Below are 21,576 nucleotides of genomic sequence, written 5' to 3' on the forward strand. Positions count from 1 at the left end.
GAACGTTACAGGGTCGATGAGCGGCCAAACACGGGCATGCCTTGCGCATCCCAGCGCAGCGGCTTCACAAACGTGTGGCGATCCGGGTTCCACAGGGGGTCGCCGACGATTTCCGTGTAGGTGCGGGCATGGTACACCAGCAACACGCCGTCGCCATCGTCGGCCGAGGTAAAACTGTTGTGGCCGGGGCCGTAGATGCCGTGCTCGTAGCAGGTGGCAAACACGGGCTCGGGCGACTTCGTCCACGCCGCCGGATCGAGCAAGTCGGCCGTGTCATCGGCCGACAGCAAGCCCATCGCATAGTTTTCATCAGTGGCGCTGGCCGAATAGCTGATGAAGATCTTGCCATTGCGTTTCAGCACGGACGGTCCCTCGTTGACCCAGAAGCCACGGATTTCCCAGTCGAATTCCGGCTTGCTCAGCATCACGGGCGGGCCGGCCAGCTGCCACGGCGTGGCCATCGGTGCGATGTACAGGTTCGAGTTGCCCTCGATGGCCACATCCTTTTGCGCCCACAGGTAAAACAGCACGCCGTCGTGTTCGAACGTGGTGGCGTCCAGGCAGAAGGTGTCGATGCCCGTATCGATCTGCCCCATGAATTCCCACTCGCCAATCAAAGGGTTGGCGTTGGCATTGCGGATCGCATACATGCGGTGCTGGAACAATTTATCTTTGATTTCGCGGCTCGGCGCGGCGGCGAAATACACATACCAGGCGCCCTGGTTGAAGTGCAGCTCAGGTGCCCACACCAGTTCGCTGTACGGGCCCGTTTCCGGCTTGTGCCACACGTCGACCGCTGGCGCGCCGGCCAGGCCGGCGATACTGTCGGCGCGGCGCAGTTCGATACGGTCGTACTGGGGCACGGACGCCGTAAAGTAATAATAGCCATCGCTGTGGCGGTAGATATGCGGGTCGGCGCGTTGTTCGATCAGCGGTTTCAAGACGTCTGCCATGTTGCTTGCTCCATTCAATTATTCTTACGCGGCCACGTAGCCGCGCTTATGCATTTCGGTTTTCACGCCCGTGTAATAGCTGTCGCTGATGCGGTACTTGAACATCAGCAAGCCCATCAGCAAATGAAAGAAGCCGGGGATGATCGACAGCATCAGGGCGATGCCGTTCAGGGCGAATTGCGTTTGTTCATGGTTGGGCTGGTAGTCGAAATACGACAGCAGCATGCCGACCAAAAAGCCCGCCACGGCCATGCCCGCCTTCTGGCAGACGGAGATGCCGCCAAAGGCGAAACCGGAGACGCGCTTGCCCGTCTTGACTTGACCATAATCGATGGTTTCCGCGATGGCCGACCAGAACACGGGCGCATGCAAGTCCACCACAAAGGAGAGCAGGAAATACAGGGCGAAAGCCAGCACGGTGTCGCTCGGCTTCACAAAAAAGTAGATCGCCAGGCTGATCAGCGCGACGCCGATTTGCGAGTAGCGGAACAGCTTGACCTTGCAATAAAACTTGGTGATCCAGGTCGAGGCGATCATGGCCAGGATGGCCGCCACCACGCCCGTGGTCAGAAAGGCGGCCACGGTTTCCGTGCTGCCACCCAGATAGTATTTCGCATAATAGATGGCGACGGAACCGCGCACCACGTAGCCGACCGTGCCCGTGACGCACACGCCGCACAGCACCAGCCACTGGTCGTTCTGCAGCAGCACCTTCAATTGTTCCAGCAGCGATTGTTTTTCCACCATGTGCACGACGCGCTCGGTGGTGGTGAAATAGCAGAACAGGAACAGGGCCACGCCCATCACCGCCATCACGGCCATGGCCGCCTGGTAGCCGACGGCCGGGTTGCCGCCGCCCCAGCGCTGCGACAGGATCGGCACGACGATGGTCACCATGAAGGCGCCGATCTTGGCGAAGAACAAACGGTAGCCATTGGCCGAGAGGCGCTCGTGCGGGTCGCTGGTGAGTCCGCTGATCAGCGAGATGTAGGGGATGCCCACGCCGGCCGTCATGATCGTCATCAGGATATACGTCGAATACGCCCAGATCAATTTGGCGTCATAGCCCCATTCCGGCGTGGTGAACACAAAAAACACGCTGACGCCGAACGGCACGGCCAGCCACAGCAGGTAGGGACGGTAACGGCCTGCGGCAAAGCTGTAGCGGTCCGTGATCTGGCCCATGCCCAGGTCGGCGATGGCGCCGATGACTTTCACGGCCACGAACAGCAGGGCCAGGTCCGTGGTTTTCAAGCCATAGATATCGGTATAGAAAAAGGTGATGATCAACATCATCGACGAGATGACGACATTGAGCGCCATGTCGCCGGCGCCGAAGCCGACCTTTTCAACGGTGGATAATTTTTGCGTCTCCATGCTTTCCGTCCATTCTTTTGATGATGAATCGTGTCTGACTGCCTAACTGCAACGCAAGGGGCGCTGCCGGCCGAAACCATGGCAACGCCCTTGGATACTGCTTTTTTCACTCATGTAAAACGTTCAGGGCAAGGCGCGTTGCCGAAGACAGTACGAGGAGTACGGCGAGGCAATGCAACGCAGCCATGGACGTTTTACATTTTCCAGCGCAGTGATAACCCTACCGTGCGGTCATAACGGCGCGTATCGCGCGCATACACGCCCGGCTCGTTCCAGTAATCCTTGAACTTGGTATCGAGCAAGTTATTCCCATCGAGGGTCACGGTGAACTGTTCGTTGATCTTGTACGACAGCGATCCGTCAAGCTGCGCCGTCGGCGCCACTTTCAAGTCCAGGCCCGGGCCGCCCTGGTTGTAGCTGTCGATGAATTTCGAGCGCCAGTTGTAGGCCAGGCGGCCCGACCACGCATCTTTTTCGTACAGCAACACCAGGTTGTAGGCATAGCGCGACACGCCCGTGATGGCATGGCTGCCCGTCTCATCGTCGGTGCTGCCGCTCATGTAGGTGCCGTTCGCTTGCAAGCCCAGGCCACTCAACAGGCCCGGCAAGCCGTCATAAAACTGCTGGTAGCCGATTTCCAGGCCTTGCAGCTTGCCGGCGCCCGTGTTGTACGGGCGGTCCACGTCGTAGGCCTTGCCGGCGATGGTTTCGCTGGCAATGCGTTGCTGGATATAGCCGTCGAACTTGTGGTGGAACACGGTGGCCGTCACGGAACCGGCCGGCGCGAAATACCATTCCAGTGCGGCATCAACATTGTCGCCCGTCACCGGTTTCAAATTCGGATTGCCGCCCGCGCCCGTCGCCTTCACCGTTTCCGTCGAGTTGACGAGGGCCACGCCCGGGTTCAACTGTGCAAAGCCGGGGCGGCTGATGGTGCGGCCCGCCGCAAAGCGGCCCACCAGGTCGGCGCGCAGCTTGATTTTCAAGGCTACGCTGGGCAGCACGTCGGTGCTGGCCGTGTCGCTGATGACGGGCGTGTAGACGCCATCCTGCGAACTGTTGCCTTGCAGGCTTTGTTCGGTGCGCACGACGCGCACGCCCACGGTGCCATCGACGGGGTAGGCGCCCAGCTTGAAGGCGATCTTCGCCTTGGTATAGATCGAATACGTCTTTTCCGTATCCTTGAAGAAGGAGCCTGGATCCATGGCGCGCGCCGCGCCGCTGCCCGTGACGGCTTGGCGGATGGTCCCCGTGTTATTGAGCAGGAAGCTGGCGCACGGCGTGTACCACTGCTTCAAGCCATAGTCGGGACCGCCGCCGGACATCGGTTCCGACAGGCAATTCAAACCGGGAATCGAGGTCACGCTCTGGCGGCCGAACGGAAACGCGGCGCCGGACACGTCCGGTGCTTCCGCATTGCCCTCGAAGCTCTTGATCGATTCGGCTTCGCGCTTCACGCCGCGCACGCCGACGCTGATTTCCTTGAAAAAGCCGCCTGAGCTCGGCGTGTACGCGAGGTCCGCGCGCACATCGTTCGAGCTGCCCTTGTCTTCGCCGTAGCGGTCGAAAAAGCCCTTCAGATAGTAGTTCGACGGGTCTCGCAGATCGATGCCCGTGTAGTCGACGTGCAGGGTGCCGTTCTGGTTGGTATTGATGGTGGCGTTCGGCACGACGGTGATGGCGTCGAGAATCGGATTGCGCCAGGCATAGGTGCTTTTGGTGCTGGCCACTTCCGACGTGAAGCGCCATTCCGGGTTGATATCCCACAAGCCGCCCACGGCGAACTGCTGCGTCTTCGTCTGGTTCTTGTTCGCCTGCGTCGACATGATGGTGTTGACGTTGGTCGAGGTCAGCGTTTGCAGCTGGTTGCTGCCGGCAATCCTGGTGGCCGAGACGGGCGTGCCCCACCATGGCAAGCCGACGAAGTAGTCGGACTCGGCGTCGAGCAGGAAGCGCGTGGCCATGCCTTCCGCGTACAGTTCGATATCGGCGTTCGGACGCCATTGCAGCACGGCATTGGCGGTGCTGCGGCGGCGGTCGCCCTTGATCGGCAACAAGCCCACCTGGTCCGGCCCCGTCAAACCCGGCGACAGGAAACTTTTATCCACGGGCGCCGTACTGAACGCGCGTTCCTCATGGTAACGGTGTTGCTGCTGCGACAAGCCCAGCAGCGCGCCCACTTCGCCGATGCCCGTCTTCCAGCGGTTCGACAGCATGCCGCTGATATTCGGGTCGGTGGCTTTCGACTTGTCGCTGTAGACGGCGCGCGTGTTCACGCTGGCCGTGAAATCCTTGAAGTCGAACGGGCGGTTCGTGCGCACGTCGATGATGCCGGCCACGCCGCCTTCGACCTGGTCGGCGCCCTGCGATTTGTACACGTCGACGCGCTGCAGCATGGTGGCGGGAATGTCGGCCAGATTGACGTAGCGGCCCGTGGTGGTGAACAGTTCGCGGCCATTGAGCAGGGTCGTGACATCGCGCAAGCCACGGATCATGACGGCGCTCGCTTCGCCCGAATCGCGGCGGATCTGGATGCCGGAAATGCGCGCCAGGGTTTCGGCCACGTTGTTGTCAGGGAATTTGCCGATGTCGTCGGCCACGATGGAATCGATGACCTGGTCCGAACGCATCTTGATCTGCTGGGAATTCTGCGCCGAGCGGCGCACGCCGCTGACGGTCACCACCGACACTTCCGCCGCAGGCTCGGTACCGGCATCGGCCGCCACCGCGTCCTGCGCCCAGACCGAAGCCGTGCTCAGCAGGCCGATACCGGCCAATGCCGCAACGGCTGCCTTCAAAATGAATGGACGAGGGAAAGTGGCCGCGAGCGGGCCGGTGGCGTTGCGCATCATGAATCTCCAGATATTGTATTGATATTGTTGTACCGCTTGCATGTCGTGCGCATGCTCGGCGTTTATCTTAGGGGCTGGGCGATAATCTCTCCAATCAATTTTTCCACTGTTTCGATATCAATTTTGATATCGGTGGCTGGGGGACTTTGGAGGTCGTAAACAGACAACGGCAGGGGCGTCAGAGGAAAGAAAGTGACAGGATGGACGAATACGGAAGAATGCGCCGGGGGCCTGACGAAAGTCGAGCCCTTCCCGGTGGGAGACATGCTCAGGGAAAACGGCGGCATCGACTCGAAGAGAGCGGACCGGGAGGCATATGTGCTAACGGGCGGAGTCTTGATCAGGGGCCAGAATCTGGTCTCGTTGGAAGCGGCGACATAAACCGCACCTCACGGTAGCGGAATAACAGCTGGAGCGCGGCATGAAATACCACGTGCCGCTCACATCTGGGCACGCGGCGCATGCAATTTATGCAGGTTTGTAGCGCAAGGTTTTCTTGATTATTTTGCCGTTAACCAAGTAAATGCTCATTTCCGTCTCGCTGAAAGGTTCGGAATCGACACAAATATAAACGTCTTTTTCACCAAGTGAGCCAACACTGCCATTACACAAACGCAGTTGACTGCTATCGCTCAATTCCACGCGTATAACATCCGCGCTACCCGCCGAGACACAGCTGCTGCGTGTCGAACATCTAGCCGACAGCATCCCGCCGCCGCTTTCGGTCGCCAGATGCACCTGCTCCGTCTTGCTGGCACGTGCGGCAATCTCAAAAACCGGTAGCGCCACCAGCTCCAGGCGCTGTTGCTGAGTCAGCTTGAAAAACGCCTCATTTTGAGCAAAGGTGAATCCACGCGCCATGATACCACTGTCCGGCGGCGTGATCACCGCAGGTTTCTCTGGCGCAGCAGAAGAAGAAGAGCCACCGCCGCCGCAAGCAGCCAATAACAACGCCGCCGTTCCCATACCAATCAATGATTTTAAATTCAATTTATTTTCCTGTTCCCTGTACATGAATCAATACTAAAAAGGGACTGGCCCAGCCAGTTCTTCCCGTCTTCTCGTATTTAATATTTTCTCAATATCAAATTATTAGTGCAGGATAGCAATATTTATTTAAAAATCAAAACTGGCATGGCAATGCAAGACGCTGCGGTACAGGTATCCCGTACGCTGATTGGCCTGCGGACCATACGGATGATGTCGAATCTTGAAGGAAAAATCTTGGTGCGGCTGGCGGGGATCGAACCCACGACCCTTGGCTTCGGAGGCCCAAATTAGCACTAGCATCCATGGGCCTTAGCGAGATATTCCACCTTTATTGGCACAATTTTGGCACACTGTTGCCTCATTTCAATGCTGCCAATAAACACTATGCCCACCATCCGTAAAAAAGGCGAAGGCCAGTACCACGTACAAATTCGCAAGCGCGGCTACCCGACCCAGACCAAAACCTTCACCAAGGAAGCTGACGCCAGGCGCTGGGCAATCATCATCGAGTCCGAAATGGAACGCGGCGTGTTCGTATCTCGCACCGAAGCCGAAGCGACACTCGTCAAAGACGTACTGCAACGATTCGCTACCGAAATACTACCAACCAAGCGCAGCGAGCAGTCCGACAAATCTCGCATTAAGACCTTGACGGAAGCATTTGGGGATTACCGCTTGGCCAGTCTGAACTCAACGCAGGTCGCAAGGTTTCGTGACCAACGCTTGAAGGTTGTCGGGCCACAGTCCGTAATTCACGAAATCAATCTACTGAACCGGGTTCTTAAAACCGCCACCATGGACTGGGGTATCGCTCTACCTGGTGGACTCCCAACTACCCAGGTACGCAAACCGACTAAGCCCCGTGGTCGGGATCGTAGGGTAACGGAAGAGGAAATTACCAAGATTCTCGAAATCACAGGCTCTGACGAGTTGCGAACGATTGTTACCTTAGCTGTCGAAACAGGTATGCGCCGGAGCGAACTGGCCTCGCTGACATGGGGCGAGATTGACTTGAAGAAACAGACCGCACATCTACCTAAAACAAAGACCGATGTACCTCGCAGTGTGCCACTATCGAAAGCTGCTATCAAGTCGCTGGAAGACTTTGGTGTAAAGACTAAAGGACCCGTGTTTGAACTTCAAGCGGCGTCAATGAGTCAGGCCTTTGATCGCGCTTGCGAACCACATCGAGCCAACATAGTAGGCGCGCGCTTCCACGATCTACGACACGAAGCAACCAGCCGATTGTTCGAGAAGGGATTGAACGTAATGGAAGTAGCAGCGATAACAGGACATAAAACTCTCGATATGTTAAAGCGCTATACCCATCTTCGAGCAGAGGATTTAGCTAAGAAACTTAATTAATTTCTTTATCTCGCTCAGCCTTTTCAAGTGCAGCTAGAATTCTCAGTTTTAATTCCTCGCTGTACTCCTCTTCATATATTAAACCACACAATATTTGTCTCAACAAATCTCTATCAATTATATTATCAGCCAACCAGACTGCAACGTTCTCCGTTTCGCTAATAAATCTTTTAACGACGTGCCCGAAACCATTAAGCTGCAAAAAATATGCGCTCAGAGCAATGCCGGATCTTTTGTTTCCATCTGAAAAGGCATGATTTTTGTTGATCGAATAGAACAGATGCGTCAACTTATCTTCTAGCTCAGGATAATACAGTTCGTTTTGTATCATCTGAAGCGGACTCTCAAGCAAACCTTCATTTTCCATACCTGAGCGTCCGCCAGAATTGGCAATAATCCAGTCATGTACAGCAATCGCATGGATTTTGTCGAAATATATGAAATTATCGCCCATCAGTTATCGATCCTTAAGCCGCTTGAAGACCTCTAGTGTCTCTGGATCGGCCAATTGCTGCTCTAACGACTTGCTTGCTTCTCCCAAGAAGCGCTCGAAATCTCCTTCGGGAACCGTCTGAATATAGGCTTCTAATTTTTCATGTAACGCATCACGGAACCCTTTATCACGACTAGCCATCTTTGTGCGTGCATCTTCAATTATTGGCTTGAGATAGGGATTTTTATCGGCGCCATCAAGCATTGCATCGACCTCAACAGGTAAAAGTTTCCTACCTAACAAATGCGACTTATCTTTCATTTCGCATGCTAATCCATTCTCAATGCTGGCAATCGCTTTGAGAACTTCAGCATATAGAGTATCCCGAAGATTATCATGCGTTGCGAGTTTCAAAATTCGCTTATACTCGCTTGCGTTTTCTCGAAAAACCAATTGATAAATCTTATTTGTATAAACACCGAATTTCATCGAGCCCATGTCTAAATAATTCGACAAAGCATCGGTGAACATTTTTCGATAGTTAAACTCTTGATACGCAGCTGGTAGATACTCGCGATCTCGTTGATTGATATATTTAGTATGACCGCCGGCTCTCTCAGCCATTACATCTATGACAATATCTAAGATTCGGCTACGCATCACACGAGCAGCATCACTTTCAGTTAGCAACATTGCAATGTTTAATGTTGCTCTAAAGGTAAATACGCCAAGCTGAGAGAGGGTACCGTAACCTGTTACGGTATCCCCCACTAAGTCCTTGAATTCTTTGAGTTTTTTCCCTTTTAGGACGACGTAGCCATTTGCTTTAAGTTCATCACCATAAGTAGACAGATATTTCTCAATAGTACTTTCGCTTACAGCGAACATCGTAGCCAGCTGCTGCTTTGTGAAGAACGCTTCACCGCCGTATTGAACACCTGGCAGAGACAAGTGATCCTGTACTTTTTGACAAGCATAGCGATTGTTCAAAACATTTTGACGGTCACTCTGGGATGCGGTCAGATCATGGGCCATGCTATTCTCATTCGTTAAAACTTACGGGAGAGACCATGGTATCTCTCCTGACACGAAAGAGCCAGAGTAATACAGGCCATCGTCTATCGATTGAAGCTCAGTAACAGATAAGGGCTTAATCTGCTTGGCGATCACTTTTCCAACGGATATCTCGGCGTTACGAAGGTCGAAGGCACTTTGCAGGTTCAACCAGCCTTGAGCCTCGCTACCAAAATAGCGCTCTAGGCGAAGGGCTGTGTTAGCACTCACGCCACGCGTGCCTTTGGTGATCTCGCTGAGACGCGAGTACGGAACATGCAGAGCCAAAGCCACAGCACGCACGCTGAGGCCCATGGGCTTGAGGTAGTCCTCCACCAGGATCTCGCCTGGATGAACAGGACGCATACCGTTCTTGAACATGATGAACTCCGTTTCTGCTATAGAGCCACGCCCCTAAGCATACGGAGCTCCAAACTTACGACAACAACCGGCCGGCATCGTCGCTGGCCGGGACGACCGGCCAAAACGCTCCTACATGCCACCGTGAAGCAAAAAGGGTTCCGCTTCGCTCCAGCCCTCGCGGGCCTCAAATCGCCCTTTTTCCGGGACGCATATTCCATACCTAAGCGAGCCGGAAAAACGAAGTTCAGCTTTCTCGTGAACTCAATACAGGTCACAGCTGACCCGAGAAAGGCTACCAATGACCTAAGATGGGTCATACGTGACCTATATTGAGGTCATTGCTAATAGAACAGCCAAACTACTGTTCGAAGTACACTATTTCCCGACTAACGATGGGATCCTCTTCATAGTCCATGTCCACCTGAGAGCTGCCATCGACCAACTGGTATTCGAACAAGTTACGCCCATCAACTGTCGTGCAGGCCAAAATTTTCTTAACGCGAACAATCGAATAATCAGAATTGTTAGAGTTATCCTTCGCTGCCTGCAAATGGATTCTTGCCTCGACAACATCCCTACTACCCAAGAGCTGTAATACCTGAGCTGCGTCCGATAGTAAAAAACGAGACCAGCAACGGAAACCATCATCTTCATCGTTACGAAATTCCACATCTAAATGTAAGAGAAGTTCATTTATAGTTACCTCGACAATCGAATGACGACGCGAACCAAAATCACCAAACATCTCGTCCGGGTTCGGGGTAACTTCCAGTGCTTTTAACGTTTTAAATAACATACTTCTCTCTTAAGTTAAAAACTGACTACGTGAGTCAATTTAATTTCTAAAAAACCTCGGCTAAAACAAAACTCTACTGCACCCCAGATGCATCGACAGTGATGCGAGTCATTTCCAAAACAAGAACGAGCTGGGACTTCCGGATACTTCTGCTCTTTGCCAGCGCGAAGGGTAAGAAAGAAAGACCCGAACGAGAATCATCCTCCTTCAGATCATCCAGACCGGCAATCACCACTACTTCACCGTCCCGTACAGTCAACGATGTACGTAGCTCACGCTTGTTCAGCGTTGGCTGGGAATTAGCATCAATATTGACGAACGACGAGACCTGCTGAAACAGATCAATGTCAACTCCTTGATCCCTAACGACAGGTGAAATCTCAAGTATCGTTCCCGACTCTACACGGTCATATGACTGCTGGGTAGAACCGTTCTGATTCGTCATAATAGCCCCCAGGATTGAGACCTGTGACCCTGATACGAAACGGGCAGTCTTACCTGAACGCACACGCTGATATGGCGATGTAACGACCTTGAAGCGGCCGTCAGATTTTAGAGCCGAGGCAATCAGATCAATCGAACTCGTCTTCAAGCGAAGAAAATTCTCTAAGGTATTGGTCGCGTTACCAACTTGGATCTTGCCGCCCAAAGCGGAGAGCACTAGGCCAAGTGCTGACGTATCGTTGTCATTGCTTCCTACCTCATACATATACGCTTTGATGATAACCTCACCCACCGCCACATCAACTTGCGGGAGCATCTTTTCGAGCAACTTAATTTCCGCTACCGGGCCGGAAAAAACAAGCGTATCACTGTCACGGTCTATCGACGCAGCAGCCGATCCAGGGGGACTGGCCACCTGCGGTGACTTATCGCCGTCGGTAGCCCGAATCGTTCGCCGCGCGGTGAACTGGCCCTTGAACAACGGCGCGAGCAGATCTACGAGATACGATCCGCCGCGGTGCTTAGGCCGATACACGAAGACCTCCGGTTCCTCTGGTAGTGTCTCCTTTGTCTGTTTCTTGGCAATGAAATCAACACCGTTGCGACGGGCTACTTCCAAACCAAGGGAGTCGAAAAAGGACTTGATAAACAACCGCAGATCGCCTTTGGCACTGTCATAGCGAAATGACACATTACGCTGATCAATTAGCACTTCCGGATCAATAACGTAAGCCTCCTTTATGGCTTCCGCGTAAATGAGCTGCACGGCCTGCGCCACGTTCAAGCTGCGAAAGTCGAAACTCGTGTTCTGTTCAGCCCGTGGCTTGGCTACGGCGTGAACGAGAGACGCGACGCTCAAAAGCAAGACAAAGAGAAATTTTTTCATCTCAGATTACCTACTGCAGGGCCCGGAGCTTTGGCGGACGCTACCGGTGCTGGGCGCGATGCTGGCGCGACAAGTGCTGCCCCGAATCCGCTGGAAGATTGAAGCGCCGGCACACCAGTCCACGATGTGACTTTAGCGCCGTCAATATCGCCCGACTGTATCAGCCCGGTATTGACGAACACTGATGGCGACTCGATGCGCACCAGGCCTGCGGTGTTCGTTAGCACTACCCACGCCCTGCCCTGCGCGTATAAATTCCCCGCAACCCTCCAGACTTCGCTATATGCAGGCGCTGGAGGCGTCGGCGCCTGATATGGAGCATTGGTAGACGTGTCTAAACCAATAACTTGTACGGAATTCTTCATGCCACACGCTCCTTTAAATCAAAGTGTTCTGAGGAACTTTATTGCCGGCAGCCATATAAATTTCGGCTGTCCTCGCTCCGCTGCGGGCAGGCGAAATTTGTATGGCTGTGGCACGACAAAACTCAACAAATTCCCCGATGGTTTGCTGACTCCGATATACGAGCCTCATGCGCGTGCCTCAGTCTTACGAGGACGTCCCCGCCGCGCAGGAAGATCACCAAGCGATGACAAAGCTGTGGGATGAGCAATTGGATTCCGCTGAACAAAGCGAGCAACCCAAGCAAACACATCCTCACTCCTCCAAAGAAGGCGTTTGTTGCCTGGAAGGCGGCAAATAGGTGGCAGTACATCCGGATTGCGAGATGCATCGCTTCGCACACTTGAAGGTGACTTGTGAATAATCCTTGCGAGATCATCAACATTCAAAAGTTTCGCAGTTGGCATATTTTCATCTATCATTAGCTGTAGTGTGCATTTGAATCCAATTGGTGTGCAATGCACACATAACAGGCGCAGATTACCACCAAGATTGTGCGAGGTCAACTAAATTGTGTGCAATGCACATGATCTAGGTACAATCGCCATACAAATAGCAAAGGAGAAGAAGATGGGACTAGGAATCGCTGACCGTTTGAAAGTAATCATCGACAGCAAAACAGACAAGAGAGGAAAGTTCGCTCAACTTGAGTCGATAACCCCAATTACCGCAGAAAACTGGAAAAGTTTTTACTACGGACGTCAGAGACCTAACGCAGACATGATTGAAGCTATCGCGCGTGCTTGGCCTCAATACGCACTTTGGCTGGCGACTGGATATGTGGATCCTGCCTACGGACACTCGGCGCCGTCTGACCATGGTTTTCCAAAAAAGAGTATGGATCAGTCCAACACTGCTGCTTACTTTAAAGAAGTAGAAAATTACCGACGCGAAGCGCTTGCCCTAGCCGCTCGCTGGTACAAAGAGAGTTTTGATGAAGTTGACGTGCCAAGCAGAGCTTTGACAGATAGCCTCCTTCGCTGTGCACACCTGCTAGGCATGTCTGACGAGGAGACTAAACGCACTCAAGATGCTCTAAGGAATGTCGCAAAAGCGGAGAAGCTCAGGCGCGCAGAGATCCTTTTAAATTCGGAGATGCCGAACATTGACTACGATCAGACAGCGGCATTGGGGGAGACAATTCAGGAATTGCTCGACAAAGTGCTAACGACAGAAACCAATTCTGAGCGCAAAGAAGAGCTACAACAGAAGCTAGATGATGAACTTAAGAGATTGCAGCGCCACGTGGACTACACTCGTGAACACTCATTAAAGTCGACCTAGGTCACCACATTGTGCCAAATACTTGAATTTCTGTGCCTATGTGGTGGCACAATTTTGGCACAGTGAGTGTGCCAAAATATGCGAAATAACGCATTACATTGCAAACCAATGCAACCGCTAAGTAGTTGATTTTTGTGGGGAAAAACTGGTGCGGCTGGCGGGGATCGAACCCACGACCCTTGGCTTCGGAGGCCAATACTCTATCCACTGAGCTACAGCCGCGTAGGGGGAATTTCTGAAGTGATGCGAAGGATACCGTTTTTCTTTACCTACGTCTACGGAAACTGTCGTATCGCTGGCAATTGCATGTCGCTGCTCAATTTTTGTGCCTATAATTGTGGGTTTCATAAAGGTTTACATACAAGCATGTAAAAATGCTACCTTACACGGCCATCAGTTTCAAATCTGGACTAAGGACATCATGAGCGACGCACATAACGAACAACAATCAGCGATCAAAACGCCTAAACAATTGCTTGCCGCCGTAGCGGGCTTCTTCCTCCTCACCGTCATCGGCATCATCTTGCTGGTGCAGTTCGTCACGGCGCAAAAACTGACGGGCGCAGGGACGGACAGCCAGTCGCCGGAAGCCATTGCCGAGCGCCTGAGCCCCGTGGCCAACGCCGGCTTTACCTTCAAGGATGCCAGCGGTCCGAAGGTGCTGCAAGGCGGCGAAGCCGTCTACACGGCCACCTGCGTGGCGTGCCATGGCGCCGGCGTGGCCGGTGCGCCGAAGTTTGGCGATGCGGGCAGCTGGTCGGCCCGCCTGGCCCAGGGCTACGATACGGTCCTGAAGCACGCCATCGAAGGCTTGCGCGCGATGCCGGCCAAGGGCGGCAATCCCGACCTCGACGATGTGGAAGTGGCGCGCGCCGTGGTCTACATGGCCAACGCTTCGGGCGGCAAGTTCAAGGAACCGGAAGTGCCGGCACCGGCCGCGGCCGCTGACGGCGCTGGCGCACCAGCGCAAGAAGCCAAGAAATAAGCGCGATGCCGCTCAGGCGGCGCGTTGAAGCGGCCCCAGGGTTGCTTCGGATGTAAAAAAGCCGCCCGGTTCAACTTGAACCGGGCGGCTTTTTCATGTCCATGCGCGGCGCGCTACAGCTTGAATGCGCCGATGATCTGTTCGAGCTTGGCCGTCTGCTCCTGCATCGAATGGGCTGCCGCCGCCGCCTGCTCCACCAGCGCGGCATTTTGCTGGGTGGTGTCGTCGAGCTGGACGATGGCCTGGTTCACCTGGCCGATGCCCGTTTCCTGCTCCTGGCTGGCCAGCAGGATCTCGCCGATGATGTTGGCAACCTTGTCGGTGCCGGCGACGATGTCCTGCATGGTGGCGCCCGCCTGGTCGACCAGCTTGGTACCGGCGTTGACGTTGTGCACCGATTCAACGATCAGCGCGCCGATTTCCTTGGCCGCCGTGGCCGAGCGGTGCGCCAGGTTGCGTACCTCGGATGCCACCACGGCAAAGCCGCGGCCCTGCTCGCCGGCCCGGGCCGCCTCGACGGCCGCGTTCAACGCCAGGATGTTGGTCTGGAACGCGATCCCGTCGATGACGCTGATGATGTCGGCGATTTTCTTCGACGAGTGTTCGATCGCGCCCATCGTCTCGACCACCTGCGTCACCACCGCCCCGCCCCGCGCCGCCACCTTCGAGGCGTCCAGCGCCAGCCGGTTGGCCTCCTGACCGCTGCTGACGTTCTGCCTGACCGTGCCGGTCAACTCTTCCATCGACGCGGCGGTCTGCTCGAGCGCGCTGGCCTGGCTTTCGGTGCGGGCCGACAGATCCTGGTTGCCGCTGGCGATTTCACGCGAGGCCAGCGCGATCGACGCCGTGCTGGTGCCGATTTCGCGCATCATCCGCTGCAGCCGTTCGATGAAGGCGTTGAAGCTGGCCGCCACATCGTTGAACTCGCTGCCGCCGCCGCCCGGCAGGCGCCGCGTCAGGTCGGCGTCGCCGGCCGACAGCGCGTCGATATTGCTCTTGAGTACGCCCAGGCGTCCCATGAACAGGCGGATGCTGCCGATGAACATGGCCAGCAGCAGCAGGGCGATGGGGATCTGCACCATGCCCAGCTTGCTCAAGATGCGGTCGCTTTGCTCGGTCAGCTGGCTGGTCGGCAAACCGGTCGCCAGCACCCATGGACTGCCCGGTATCGCCTTCAGGAACAGCGTGTGGGGCGTGCCGTCGCTGCGATACTCCGACTCCGCCACGCCCTGCGCGTCGAGCTTGGGCAGCAGGCGGCCGATTTCCGCCGCCATCGGCGAACTGGACGCCAGATCCTCGACTTTCTTGAGTACGATCTCGTCCTTGATATACGTACTGTTGCTGATGATCTTGCCGTCGCGCTCGACGATCAGGATCTGGCCGTGGATCGTTTTCTCCATGTCGGCCACCAGGCGGTTGAAAAAGCCCAGCGTGACATCGATGGTGGAAACGCCGTACAACTCGTTGTCCTTGTAGATCGGCATGGCGCAGTTGGTGCGCGGCTGCGCACTGGCGTCGTCCTTGTAGGCCTTGGCCCAGTCGCAATGTCCCTTGGCCGACTTGAGCCCGCCCAGATACCAGCTCTGCTCGAAGTACTTCAACGATTCCGGCGAGTTCCAGTGCGTGTTGACGACCAGTTTGTTGGAAGCGTCGCGGGCGAAAAAGGTGCTGAACTTGTCGCGCTCGGGATCGCGCTTTTTCGGCAGCGGCCAGATGCCGCCGCCAAACACATTCGGGTCGGAATACTGGTCGACCAGTCCCGGCAGCAGGACGTCGATCGCGGCGCTGTCCATCAGCGCCACCGTCTGGGTGATGCTGCGCTGCTGCGCCTCCACCTGTCGCAGCTGCTCGGTAATCCTGGTGGAAATTTTGCTGACGTCAAAACCGACCACCATGCCCTCGGTGCGTTTCAAATCCGGCGTGACGAAAAAATGGATGACGGCCAGGGTCATGACCAGCAACACCACAAAAACAAGACTGAACACGGTGATAAAACGGGCTTGGCTGGTACGAAATATGTCTCTCACAATGTTTCCTTTTTGATGACACACGGGGCGTTATACAGGTTTATTATTGTTTTCATCCAGATATAGGCGCTTCAATCTTCGTTGTCAACGAGCAAGGAAAATCGTCGGCGATGCGCGCAACACTTCGCTGTGCCCGGCATGCCAGCAAGCAAAAAAAATGCCGCCCGGCGCGAACCGGGCGGCATTGCTAGCGTATTTCTGTCAAGCCGAAAAAATGGCTTACCACATGATGACGCGGTCTTTCGGTGGCAGATACATCTTGTCGCCCGGTTTCACGTCGAAGGCCTGGTAGAAGCCGGGCTGGTTGCGCATGGTGCCGTTGGCGCGGAACTGACCTGGCGAATGCGGATCCGTTTTCAGCAAGACCAATTGCTGCGCTTCACGCATCTTCATGCGCCAGACCTGGGCAAAGCCCGCATAGAAACGCTGCTCGCCCGTGAAACCGTCGATGACGGGGGCTTGCTTGCCATTCAGCGACAATTTGTACGCTTTATAGGCAATCGCCACGCCGGAATTGTCGGCGATGTTTTCGCCCAAGGTCAGTTCGCCGTTGACGAAATGGCCAGGGATGGGGCTGAAGCTGTTGTACTGCGCCACCAGCTGCTTGGTTTTCTTGGCGAAGTTTTTATGGTCGGCCTTGGTCCACCAGTCGCGCAGGTTGCCGTCGCCGTCGTACTGGGCGCCCTGGTCGTCGAAGCCGTGGCTGATTTCATGACCGATCACGCCGCCGATGGCGCCATAATTGACGGCGTCGTCCGCGTTGGCGTCAAAGAACGGCGCTTGCAGGATGGCGGCCGGGAAGACGATTTCGTTCAGTTCCGGGTTGTAATAGGCGTTCACGGTCTGCGGCGTCATGCCCCACTCGTCACGGTCGATAGGCTGGCCCAGCTTGTTCAATTCGCGGTTGTAGTTCAGCAAGTGCGAACGCTGGATGTTGCCGATCAAATCGTCCTGCGCCACCGTCAGGCCCGAGTAATCGCGCCATTTGTTCGGATAGCCGATCTTGGTGGTGAACTTGGCCAGCTTGATTTGCGCCTGTTTCTTGGTGACGGGGCTCATCCAGTCGAGCTTGTCGATGCTTTGCTTGTAGGCCGTCATCAGGTTTTTCACCAGCGCTTCCATGCGCACCTTGCGCTCGGCCGGGAAATATTGCTCCACGTACAACTGGCCCACGGCTTCGCCCAGCGCGCCTTCGACGGCGCCCACGCCACGCTTCCAGCGCGGACGCATTTCCGTCACGCCCGTCAGGGTGGTGCCATAGAAGGCGAAGTTTTCATCGACATACGCTTTCGGCAGGTAGCCGGCATTGGCGTGCAGCAAGTGCCACTGGAAGTACGCTTTCCACGTCGCCAGCGGCGTCTTGTTGGCGATCTCGGCAAAACCTTTCAGGTAGCTGGGCTGGCTGACGATCACATAATTGACCTTGCCGGCGATGCCCGTGTCCTTCAGGTAGCGGGCCCAGTCGTAGCCTGGCGCCACGGCGGCCAGTTTCTCCAGTTCCACCTTGTTGTAGGTTTTAACCGGATCGCGGTTCTGCACATTGCTCCATTGCGCCTTGGCCAAGTCCGTTTCCAGCGCCACGATGGCTTTCGCATTCGCGGCGGCATTCGCGTCGCCAGCCAGGCTGAGCATTTTTTCCACGTGGGCCAGGTATTTGGCGCGCGTGTCGGCCTTGCCCGCTTCCAGGTAGTAATCGCGGTCAGGCAAGCCCAGGCCGCTTTGCACGATGTCGGCCACGTATTTGGTGGAATCCTTGGCGTCCTGGTGGATGCCGAAGTCGTACGGCGAGGTCACGCCCAGCTTGCTGAAGTGGGCGATCACTGCAGGCAACTCCGCCTTGTCCTGCAGCGCCGCGATCTTCGCCAGCTCCGCGTTCAAGGGCGTCAGGCCCAGGCTTTCCAGCTTGGTTTCGTCCATGAAGCTGTTATAGAAATCACCGATTTTCTGGGCATTCGAGCCGGCCGCGCGGGTCTTGTCGGCGCTGGCGCCTTCGACGATGCCGCGCAACTGCGTTTGCGTATCGTCGGCCAGCTTGGCAAAGCTGCCCCAGCTCGACTTGTCGGCAGGAATGACGGTTTCCGCCAGCCATTTGCCATTCAGGTGCTGGAACAGGTCATCCTGCGCGCGCACGGCAGGGTCGACGTATTCGACGGCGATGCCGGACGTCAGCGCGGTGGCGGCGACGGCCGTGGCGGGAGCGGCAGCGGCTTTCTTGGCAGAATCAGCGGCGCCAGCCATGCCGGACACGCCGGCCAGCAAACTCAGGGTCAATGCACTTAACAAATAACGATTCACGGTAATCCTCAATATTGTATTGTGTGGAATATAAGGGTCAGAATGCCCGCGGCTTCTGGCCCGGTTTTTGACTGTAGCATACCGGCCGAAATGACAGAAAGAACTTTGGCAGAAATACAAAAGAGACCACGCGCGGTGGTCTCTTTTGTTGTGACAAGATAACGTTTACATGACGTAGGTCGGCTTAGCCCGGAGGGCGTAAGCCGACAACATTGTTAGCGCCATCGGTTGGTCGGATGACACTTACCAGATGATCACGCGGTTTTCCGGCGCCACATACATCTTGTCGCCCGGTTTCACGCCAAACGCTTCATAGAAGCCAGGCTGGTTGACCATGGTGCCATTTGCGCGGTACTGGCCCGGCGAATGCGGGTCGGTCTTGATTTGCACGATCTGCTGCGCTTCGCGCATCTTGCTGCGCCAGACCTGGCCAAAGCCCATGTAGAAGCGCTGGTCGCCCGTCAAGCCATCGAGCACGGGCGCCGGCTTGCCGCCCAGCGAAATCTTGTAGGCTTTATAGGCGATCGCCACGCCCGAGTTGTCGGCGATGTTCTCGCCCAGGGTCAGCGCGCCGTTGACGTTGTAGCCCGGCAATGGGCTATAGCCGTCGTATTGCTTGGTCAGCGCATCGGCCTTGGCGGCGAAATTCTTGCGGTCAGCGGGGGTCCACCAGTCGCGCAGGTTGCCGTCGCCATCGGACTGGCTGCCCTTGTCGTCGAAGCCGTGGCTGATTTCATGGCCGATGACGGCGCCGATGGCGCCATAGTTGACGGCGTCATCCGCGTTGGCGTCGAAGAACGGCGGCTGCAGGATGGACGCGGGGAAGACGATTTCATTCATCGTCGAGCTGTAATAGGCGTTCACCGTCTGCGGCGTCATGCCCCACTCTTCGCGGTCGATCGGTTTGCCGAGCTTGGCCACCTGGCGCGCGGAGCCGAAGTTGGCGGCGCGCATCATGTTGCCCACCAGGTCGCCCTGGACGATTTGCAGCTTCGTGTAATCGCGCCATTGGTTCGGATACGCGATCTTCGGCGTGAACTTGGCCAGCTTGGCTTGCGCTTCTTTCTTGGTCTCCGGGCTCATCCAATCCAGCGTGTCGATGCTGTTCTTGTAGGCGGCCAGCACGTTTTTCACCAGTTCCTGCATGTGCGCCTTGCGCTCTGCCGGGAAATATTGCGCGACATACAGTTTGCCGACGGCTTCGCCCAGCACGCCTTCGACGGCGCCTACGCCACGCTTCCAGCGCGGCTGGTTTTCCGTCACGCCGCTGAGTACCGTGCCATAGAAGGCAAAGCTCTCGTCGACGAAGTTTTTCGACAGGTAGCTGGCATAGCTGCGCAGCAACTGCCATTCGAAATACGCTTTCAGGGTGTCCAGATCGGCGGACGCCAGCACCTTGTTGTAGCCGGCCAGGTAGCTGGGCTGGTTGACGATGACATAATCGACCTTGTTGGCGATGCCCAGGGCAGCCAGGCCGGACTTCAGGTCGTAGCCGGGAGTCAGGTCGTTCAGTTTATTGATGTCGGTCTTGTTGTAGCGTTTCACGGGGTCGCGGTTCTCGACCTTGGTCCATTGCACTTCGGCCAGCGATGTTTCCAGGGCAACGACAGCCTTGGCGCGCGCGGCGGCGTTCTTGTCGCCCGCCATGGCCAGCATTTTTTCCACGTGCGCCTGGTATTTTTCCTTCACGCCCGCCTGCTTGGCTTCCAGGTAGTAGTCGCGGTCGGGCATGCCCAGGCCGCTTTGGCTCACGTAAGCCGCATATTTCGTCGAAGCACGAGCATCCTGGCCCACATACACGGCGTATGGGGTCGATACGCCCGTCTGGCTCAGGTGGGCGATCAGGGCAGGCACGCCCCTCTTGTCGCGCAGCGAGCGGATACGGTTCAGTTCGCCGGCCAGCGGCTTCGTGCCCAGCGCATCGAGCTTGGCTTCATCCATGTAGCTGGCGTACAGGTCGCTGATTTTCTGCGCCTCGGAACCGGCTTTCTTGTGCTTGTCCTGTTGCGTGGCTTCGATGATGCCGCGCAATTGCGGCGTCGTGTCGTCGCGCAGCTTGGCGAACGAACCCCAGCTCGACTTGTCGGCAGGAATCTCGGTCGTGGCCAGCCACTTGCCGTTCAAATGGGTAAAGAAATCGTCCTGCACGCGCACGGCGGGGTCGATGTACTGCACCTCGATGCCGGAAACGACGCCAGCGGAGGCAGGCGCCACGGTCGGCGCGGCCACGGCGGATACGGGTTCGGCGGCATGGGCAAACGCAGCCAACAGGGTCAGGGTCAGACTGCTCAAGAGATAGCGATTCACGGATTGTCCTTATGGGGCATGTCAAAAAAGACCGGGCAGATAGCTGCGGGCGGATAGCCCGCCGCGCCAGGCGCTGCAGGAATGTAGCACGCGACCATGCCATTTGGCCATCCTTCCCCCCCGGACTGCCCCTCAGTTGTTGGGTAGCGTCATGCCGGCGCCCCCGCTGCCCACGCTCACGCCGCCCATGCCGCCCTTGCCCCCCTTGCGCCCGCCGTGTTCGCCAGCGGGCGCGCCGCGCGATTCACTGTGGGGTACGGCGGCGTCCATCACGCGCGCCATCTGGCCGGCGATGAACTGGGCCACCGCCTGGCGCTGCTGCTCGTCCAGGGCATCGTTGACGCTGAGCCACCACTCGCGCACCTGCTTTTCTTCGGCCAGGCTCAGCGTGCTTTCCGTGTCCAGGCCGGCGAGCAGGTCGCGCAACTCCAGCCGGGGCGCCTGCAAGCCCTGCGTCACAGCCGCTTGCAGGCGTTCTCGGCGCGCCTTGCGTTCGCGCAAGAGTTGACGGGTTTTTCCTTCCACCTGCTGCCACAAGGTGGTTTGATTCGCATTGAGTTTCAATTCCGTCCTGAAATCGGGGGCCATCGGCAGCAAGTCTTCCAGGCGCATCTCGGCGATCGGCACGGCCGAGGCGGTCAAGGCGGTGGTGCCCAGCAGGAAAGCCAGGCTGAGGCGGCGCAAGGCGGGGGAAAAGGTCAGCGATGTCATGGGGGGCTCCGGATAAAAAAAAGCCTGCGTCCGCAGACGCAGGCAAAACCACT

The 21,576-nt window shown here is 56.4% G+C and carries 16 protein-coding genes and 1 tRNA gene; 3 read left to right on the plus strand and 14 right to left on the minus strand.

Annotation, left to right across the window (positions count from 1 at the left end; translation table 11 throughout):
• Positions 1 to 5 precede the first annotated feature (5 nt).
• The 4 genes from KY494_RS17000 to KY494_RS17015 all read right to left on the minus strand — a co-directional run bounded on the left by KY494_RS17000 (position 6) and on the right by KY494_RS17015 (position 6,172).
• Positions 6 to 953, minus strand: coding sequence for a family 43 glycosylhydrolase (locus tag KY494_RS17000; protein WP_219887613.1), 948 nt, complete (start codon positions 951 to 953; stop codon positions 6 to 8).
• 24 nt (positions 954 to 977) lie between these two features.
• Positions 978 to 2,330 (minus strand): MFS transporter, encoded by a 1,353-nt coding sequence (locus KY494_RS17005; RefSeq protein WP_219887614.1) that lies wholly within the window; start codon positions 2,328 to 2,330, stop codon positions 978 to 980.
• Positions 2,331 to 2,524: 194 nt separating this feature from the next.
• On the minus strand, positions 2,525 to 5,182 hold the full coding sequence (locus KY494_RS17010; RefSeq protein ID WP_219887615.1) for a TonB-dependent receptor: 2,658 nt from the start codon (positions 5,180 to 5,182) through the stop codon (positions 2,525 to 2,527).
• A gap of 468 nt (positions 5,183 to 5,650) precedes the next feature.
• Positions 5,651 to 6,172, minus strand: a complete 522-nt coding sequence (locus KY494_RS17015) for a hypothetical protein (RefSeq protein WP_219891799.1) — start codon at positions 6,170 to 6,172, stop codon at positions 5,651 to 5,653.
• 384 nt (positions 6,173 to 6,556) lie between these two features.
• Here KY494_RS17015 and KY494_RS17020 point away from each other — a divergent pair, with 384 nt between their 5' ends.
• On the plus strand, positions 6,557 to 7,537 hold the full coding sequence (locus tag KY494_RS17020; protein ID WP_219887616.1) for a site-specific integrase: 981 nt from the start codon (positions 6,557 to 6,559) through the stop codon (positions 7,535 to 7,537).
• On the opposite strand, the gene KY494_RS17025 is transcribed toward KY494_RS17020, so the two are convergent.
• From KY494_RS17025 to KY494_RS17045, 5 genes are all read right to left on the minus strand, one after another.
• On the minus strand, positions 7,530 to 7,991 hold the full coding sequence (locus KY494_RS17025) for a type II toxin-antitoxin system death-on-curing family toxin (protein WP_219887617.1): 462 nt from the start codon (positions 7,989 to 7,991) through the stop codon (positions 7,530 to 7,532). The genes KY494_RS17020 and KY494_RS17025 overlap by 8 nt on opposite strands.
• Positions 7,992 to 7,994: 3 nt before the next feature.
• Positions 7,995 to 9,005 carry a DNA-binding protein gene (locus KY494_RS17030; protein WP_219887618.1) on the minus strand — a complete coding sequence of 337 codons (1,011 nt, stop codon included), beginning with the start codon at positions 9,003 to 9,005 and terminating at the stop codon, positions 7,995 to 7,997.
• Between the two features lie 21 nt (positions 9,006 to 9,026).
• Positions 9,027 to 9,404, minus strand: a complete 378-nt coding sequence (locus KY494_RS17035; RefSeq protein ID WP_219887619.1) for a HigA family addiction module antitoxin — start codon at positions 9,402 to 9,404, stop codon at positions 9,027 to 9,029.
• A gap of 340 nt (positions 9,405 to 9,744) precedes the next feature.
• Positions 9,745 to 10,182 carry a hypothetical protein gene (locus KY494_RS17040; protein ID WP_219887620.1) on the minus strand — a complete coding sequence of 146 codons (438 nt, stop codon included), beginning with the start codon at positions 10,180 to 10,182 and terminating at the stop codon, positions 9,745 to 9,747.
• Between the two features lie 73 nt (positions 10,183 to 10,255).
• Positions 10,256 to 11,512 (minus strand): type II secretion system protein GspD, encoded by a 1,257-nt coding sequence (locus KY494_RS17045; RefSeq protein WP_219887621.1) that lies wholly within the window; start codon positions 11,510 to 11,512, stop codon positions 10,256 to 10,258.
• A gap of 972 nt (positions 11,513 to 12,484) precedes the next feature.
• Here KY494_RS17045 and KY494_RS17050 point away from each other — a divergent pair.
• Positions 12,485 to 13,198 carry a hypothetical protein gene (locus tag KY494_RS17050; protein ID WP_219887622.1) on the plus strand — a complete coding sequence of 238 codons (714 nt, stop codon included), beginning with the start codon at positions 12,485 to 12,487 and terminating at the stop codon, positions 13,196 to 13,198.
• Positions 13,199 to 13,344: 146 nt separating this feature from the next.
• Here the strand turns inward: KY494_RS17050 and KY494_RS17055 are convergent.
• A tRNA-Arg gene (locus tag KY494_RS17055) sits at positions 13,345 to 13,420 on the minus strand.
• A gap of 199 nt (positions 13,421 to 13,619) precedes the next feature.
• On the opposite strand from KY494_RS17055, the gene KY494_RS17060 reads away from it, so the two are divergent.
• Positions 13,620 to 14,183: a cytochrome c5 family protein gene (locus tag KY494_RS17060; protein WP_219887623.1), complete on the plus strand. Its 564-nt coding sequence runs from the start codon at positions 13,620 to 13,622 to the stop codon at positions 14,181 to 14,183.
• 113 nt (positions 14,184 to 14,296) lie between these two features.
• On the opposite strand, the gene KY494_RS17065 is transcribed toward KY494_RS17060, so the two are convergent.
• From KY494_RS17065 to KY494_RS17080, 4 genes are all read right to left on the minus strand, one after another.
• Complete coding sequence (locus KY494_RS17065; protein ID WP_308836388.1) at positions 14,297 to 16,210, minus strand: methyl-accepting chemotaxis protein; 1,914 nt, start codon at positions 16,208 to 16,210, stop codon at positions 14,297 to 14,299.
• A gap of 219 nt (positions 16,211 to 16,429) precedes the next feature.
• A complete protein-coding gene (locus KY494_RS17070) occupies positions 16,430 to 18,505 on the minus strand; it encodes a M13 family metallopeptidase (protein WP_258194286.1) in 2,076 nt (691 codons plus the stop codon).
• A gap of 243 nt (positions 18,506 to 18,748) precedes the next feature.
• Positions 18,749 to 20,812 carry a M13 family metallopeptidase gene (locus KY494_RS17075; RefSeq protein WP_219887624.1) on the minus strand — a complete coding sequence of 688 codons (2,064 nt, stop codon included), beginning with the start codon at positions 20,810 to 20,812 and terminating at the stop codon, positions 18,749 to 18,751.
• A gap of 132 nt (positions 20,813 to 20,944) precedes the next feature.
• Positions 20,945 to 21,523 carry a hypothetical protein gene (locus KY494_RS17080; RefSeq protein ID WP_219887625.1) on the minus strand — a complete coding sequence of 193 codons (579 nt, stop codon included), beginning with the start codon at positions 21,521 to 21,523 and terminating at the stop codon, positions 20,945 to 20,947.
• Positions 21,524 to 21,576: the final 53 nt, after the last annotated feature.

It is taken from the genome of Janthinobacterium sp. PAMC25594 (assembly GCF_019443505.1).
GTDB lineage: Bacteria > Pseudomonadota > Gammaproteobacteria > Burkholderiales > Burkholderiaceae_D > Janthinobacterium.

Coding starts and splice junctions, on each gene's coding strand:
- KY494_RS17000 (WP_219887613.1), bottom strand. CDS start 953: ATGGCAGACGTCTTGAAACCGCTGATCGAACAACGCGCCGACCCGCAT.
- KY494_RS17040 (WP_219887620.1), bottom strand. CDS start 10,182: ATGTTATTTAAAACGTTAAAAGCACTGGAAGTTACCCCGAACCCGGAC.
- KY494_RS17045 (WP_219887621.1), bottom strand. CDS start 11,512: ATGAAAAAATTTCTCTTTGTCTTGCTTTTGAGCGTCGCGTCTCTCGTT.
- KY494_RS17005 (WP_219887614.1), bottom strand. CDS start 2,330: ATGGAGACGCAAAAATTATCCACCGTTGAAAAGGTCGGCTTCGGCGCC.
- KY494_RS17080 (WP_219887625.1), bottom strand. CDS start 21,523: ATGACATCGCTGACCTTTTCCCCCGCCTTGCGCCGCCTCAGCCTGGCT.
- KY494_RS17010 (WP_219887615.1), bottom strand. CDS start 5,182: ATGATGCGCAACGCCACCGGCCCGCTCGCGGCCACTTTCCCTCGTCCA.
- KY494_RS17025 (WP_219887617.1), bottom strand. CDS start 7,991: ATGGGCGATAATTTCATATATTTCGACAAAATCCATGCGATTGCTGTA.
- KY494_RS17035 (WP_219887619.1), bottom strand. CDS start 9,404: ATGTTCAAGAACGGTATGCGTCCTGTTCATCCAGGCGAGATCCTGGTG.
- KY494_RS17050 (WP_219887622.1), top strand. CDS start 12,485: ATGGGACTAGGAATCGCTGACCGTTTGAAAGTAATCATCGACAGCAAA.
- KY494_RS17030 (WP_219887618.1), bottom strand. CDS start 9,005: ATGGCCCATGATCTGACCGCATCCCAGAGTGACCGTCAAAATGTTTTG.
- KY494_RS17060 (WP_219887623.1), top strand. CDS start 13,620: ATGAGCGACGCACATAACGAACAACAATCAGCGATCAAAACGCCTAAA.
- KY494_RS17020 (WP_219887616.1), top strand. CDS start 6,557: ATGCCCACCATCCGTAAAAAAGGCGAAGGCCAGTACCACGTACAAATT.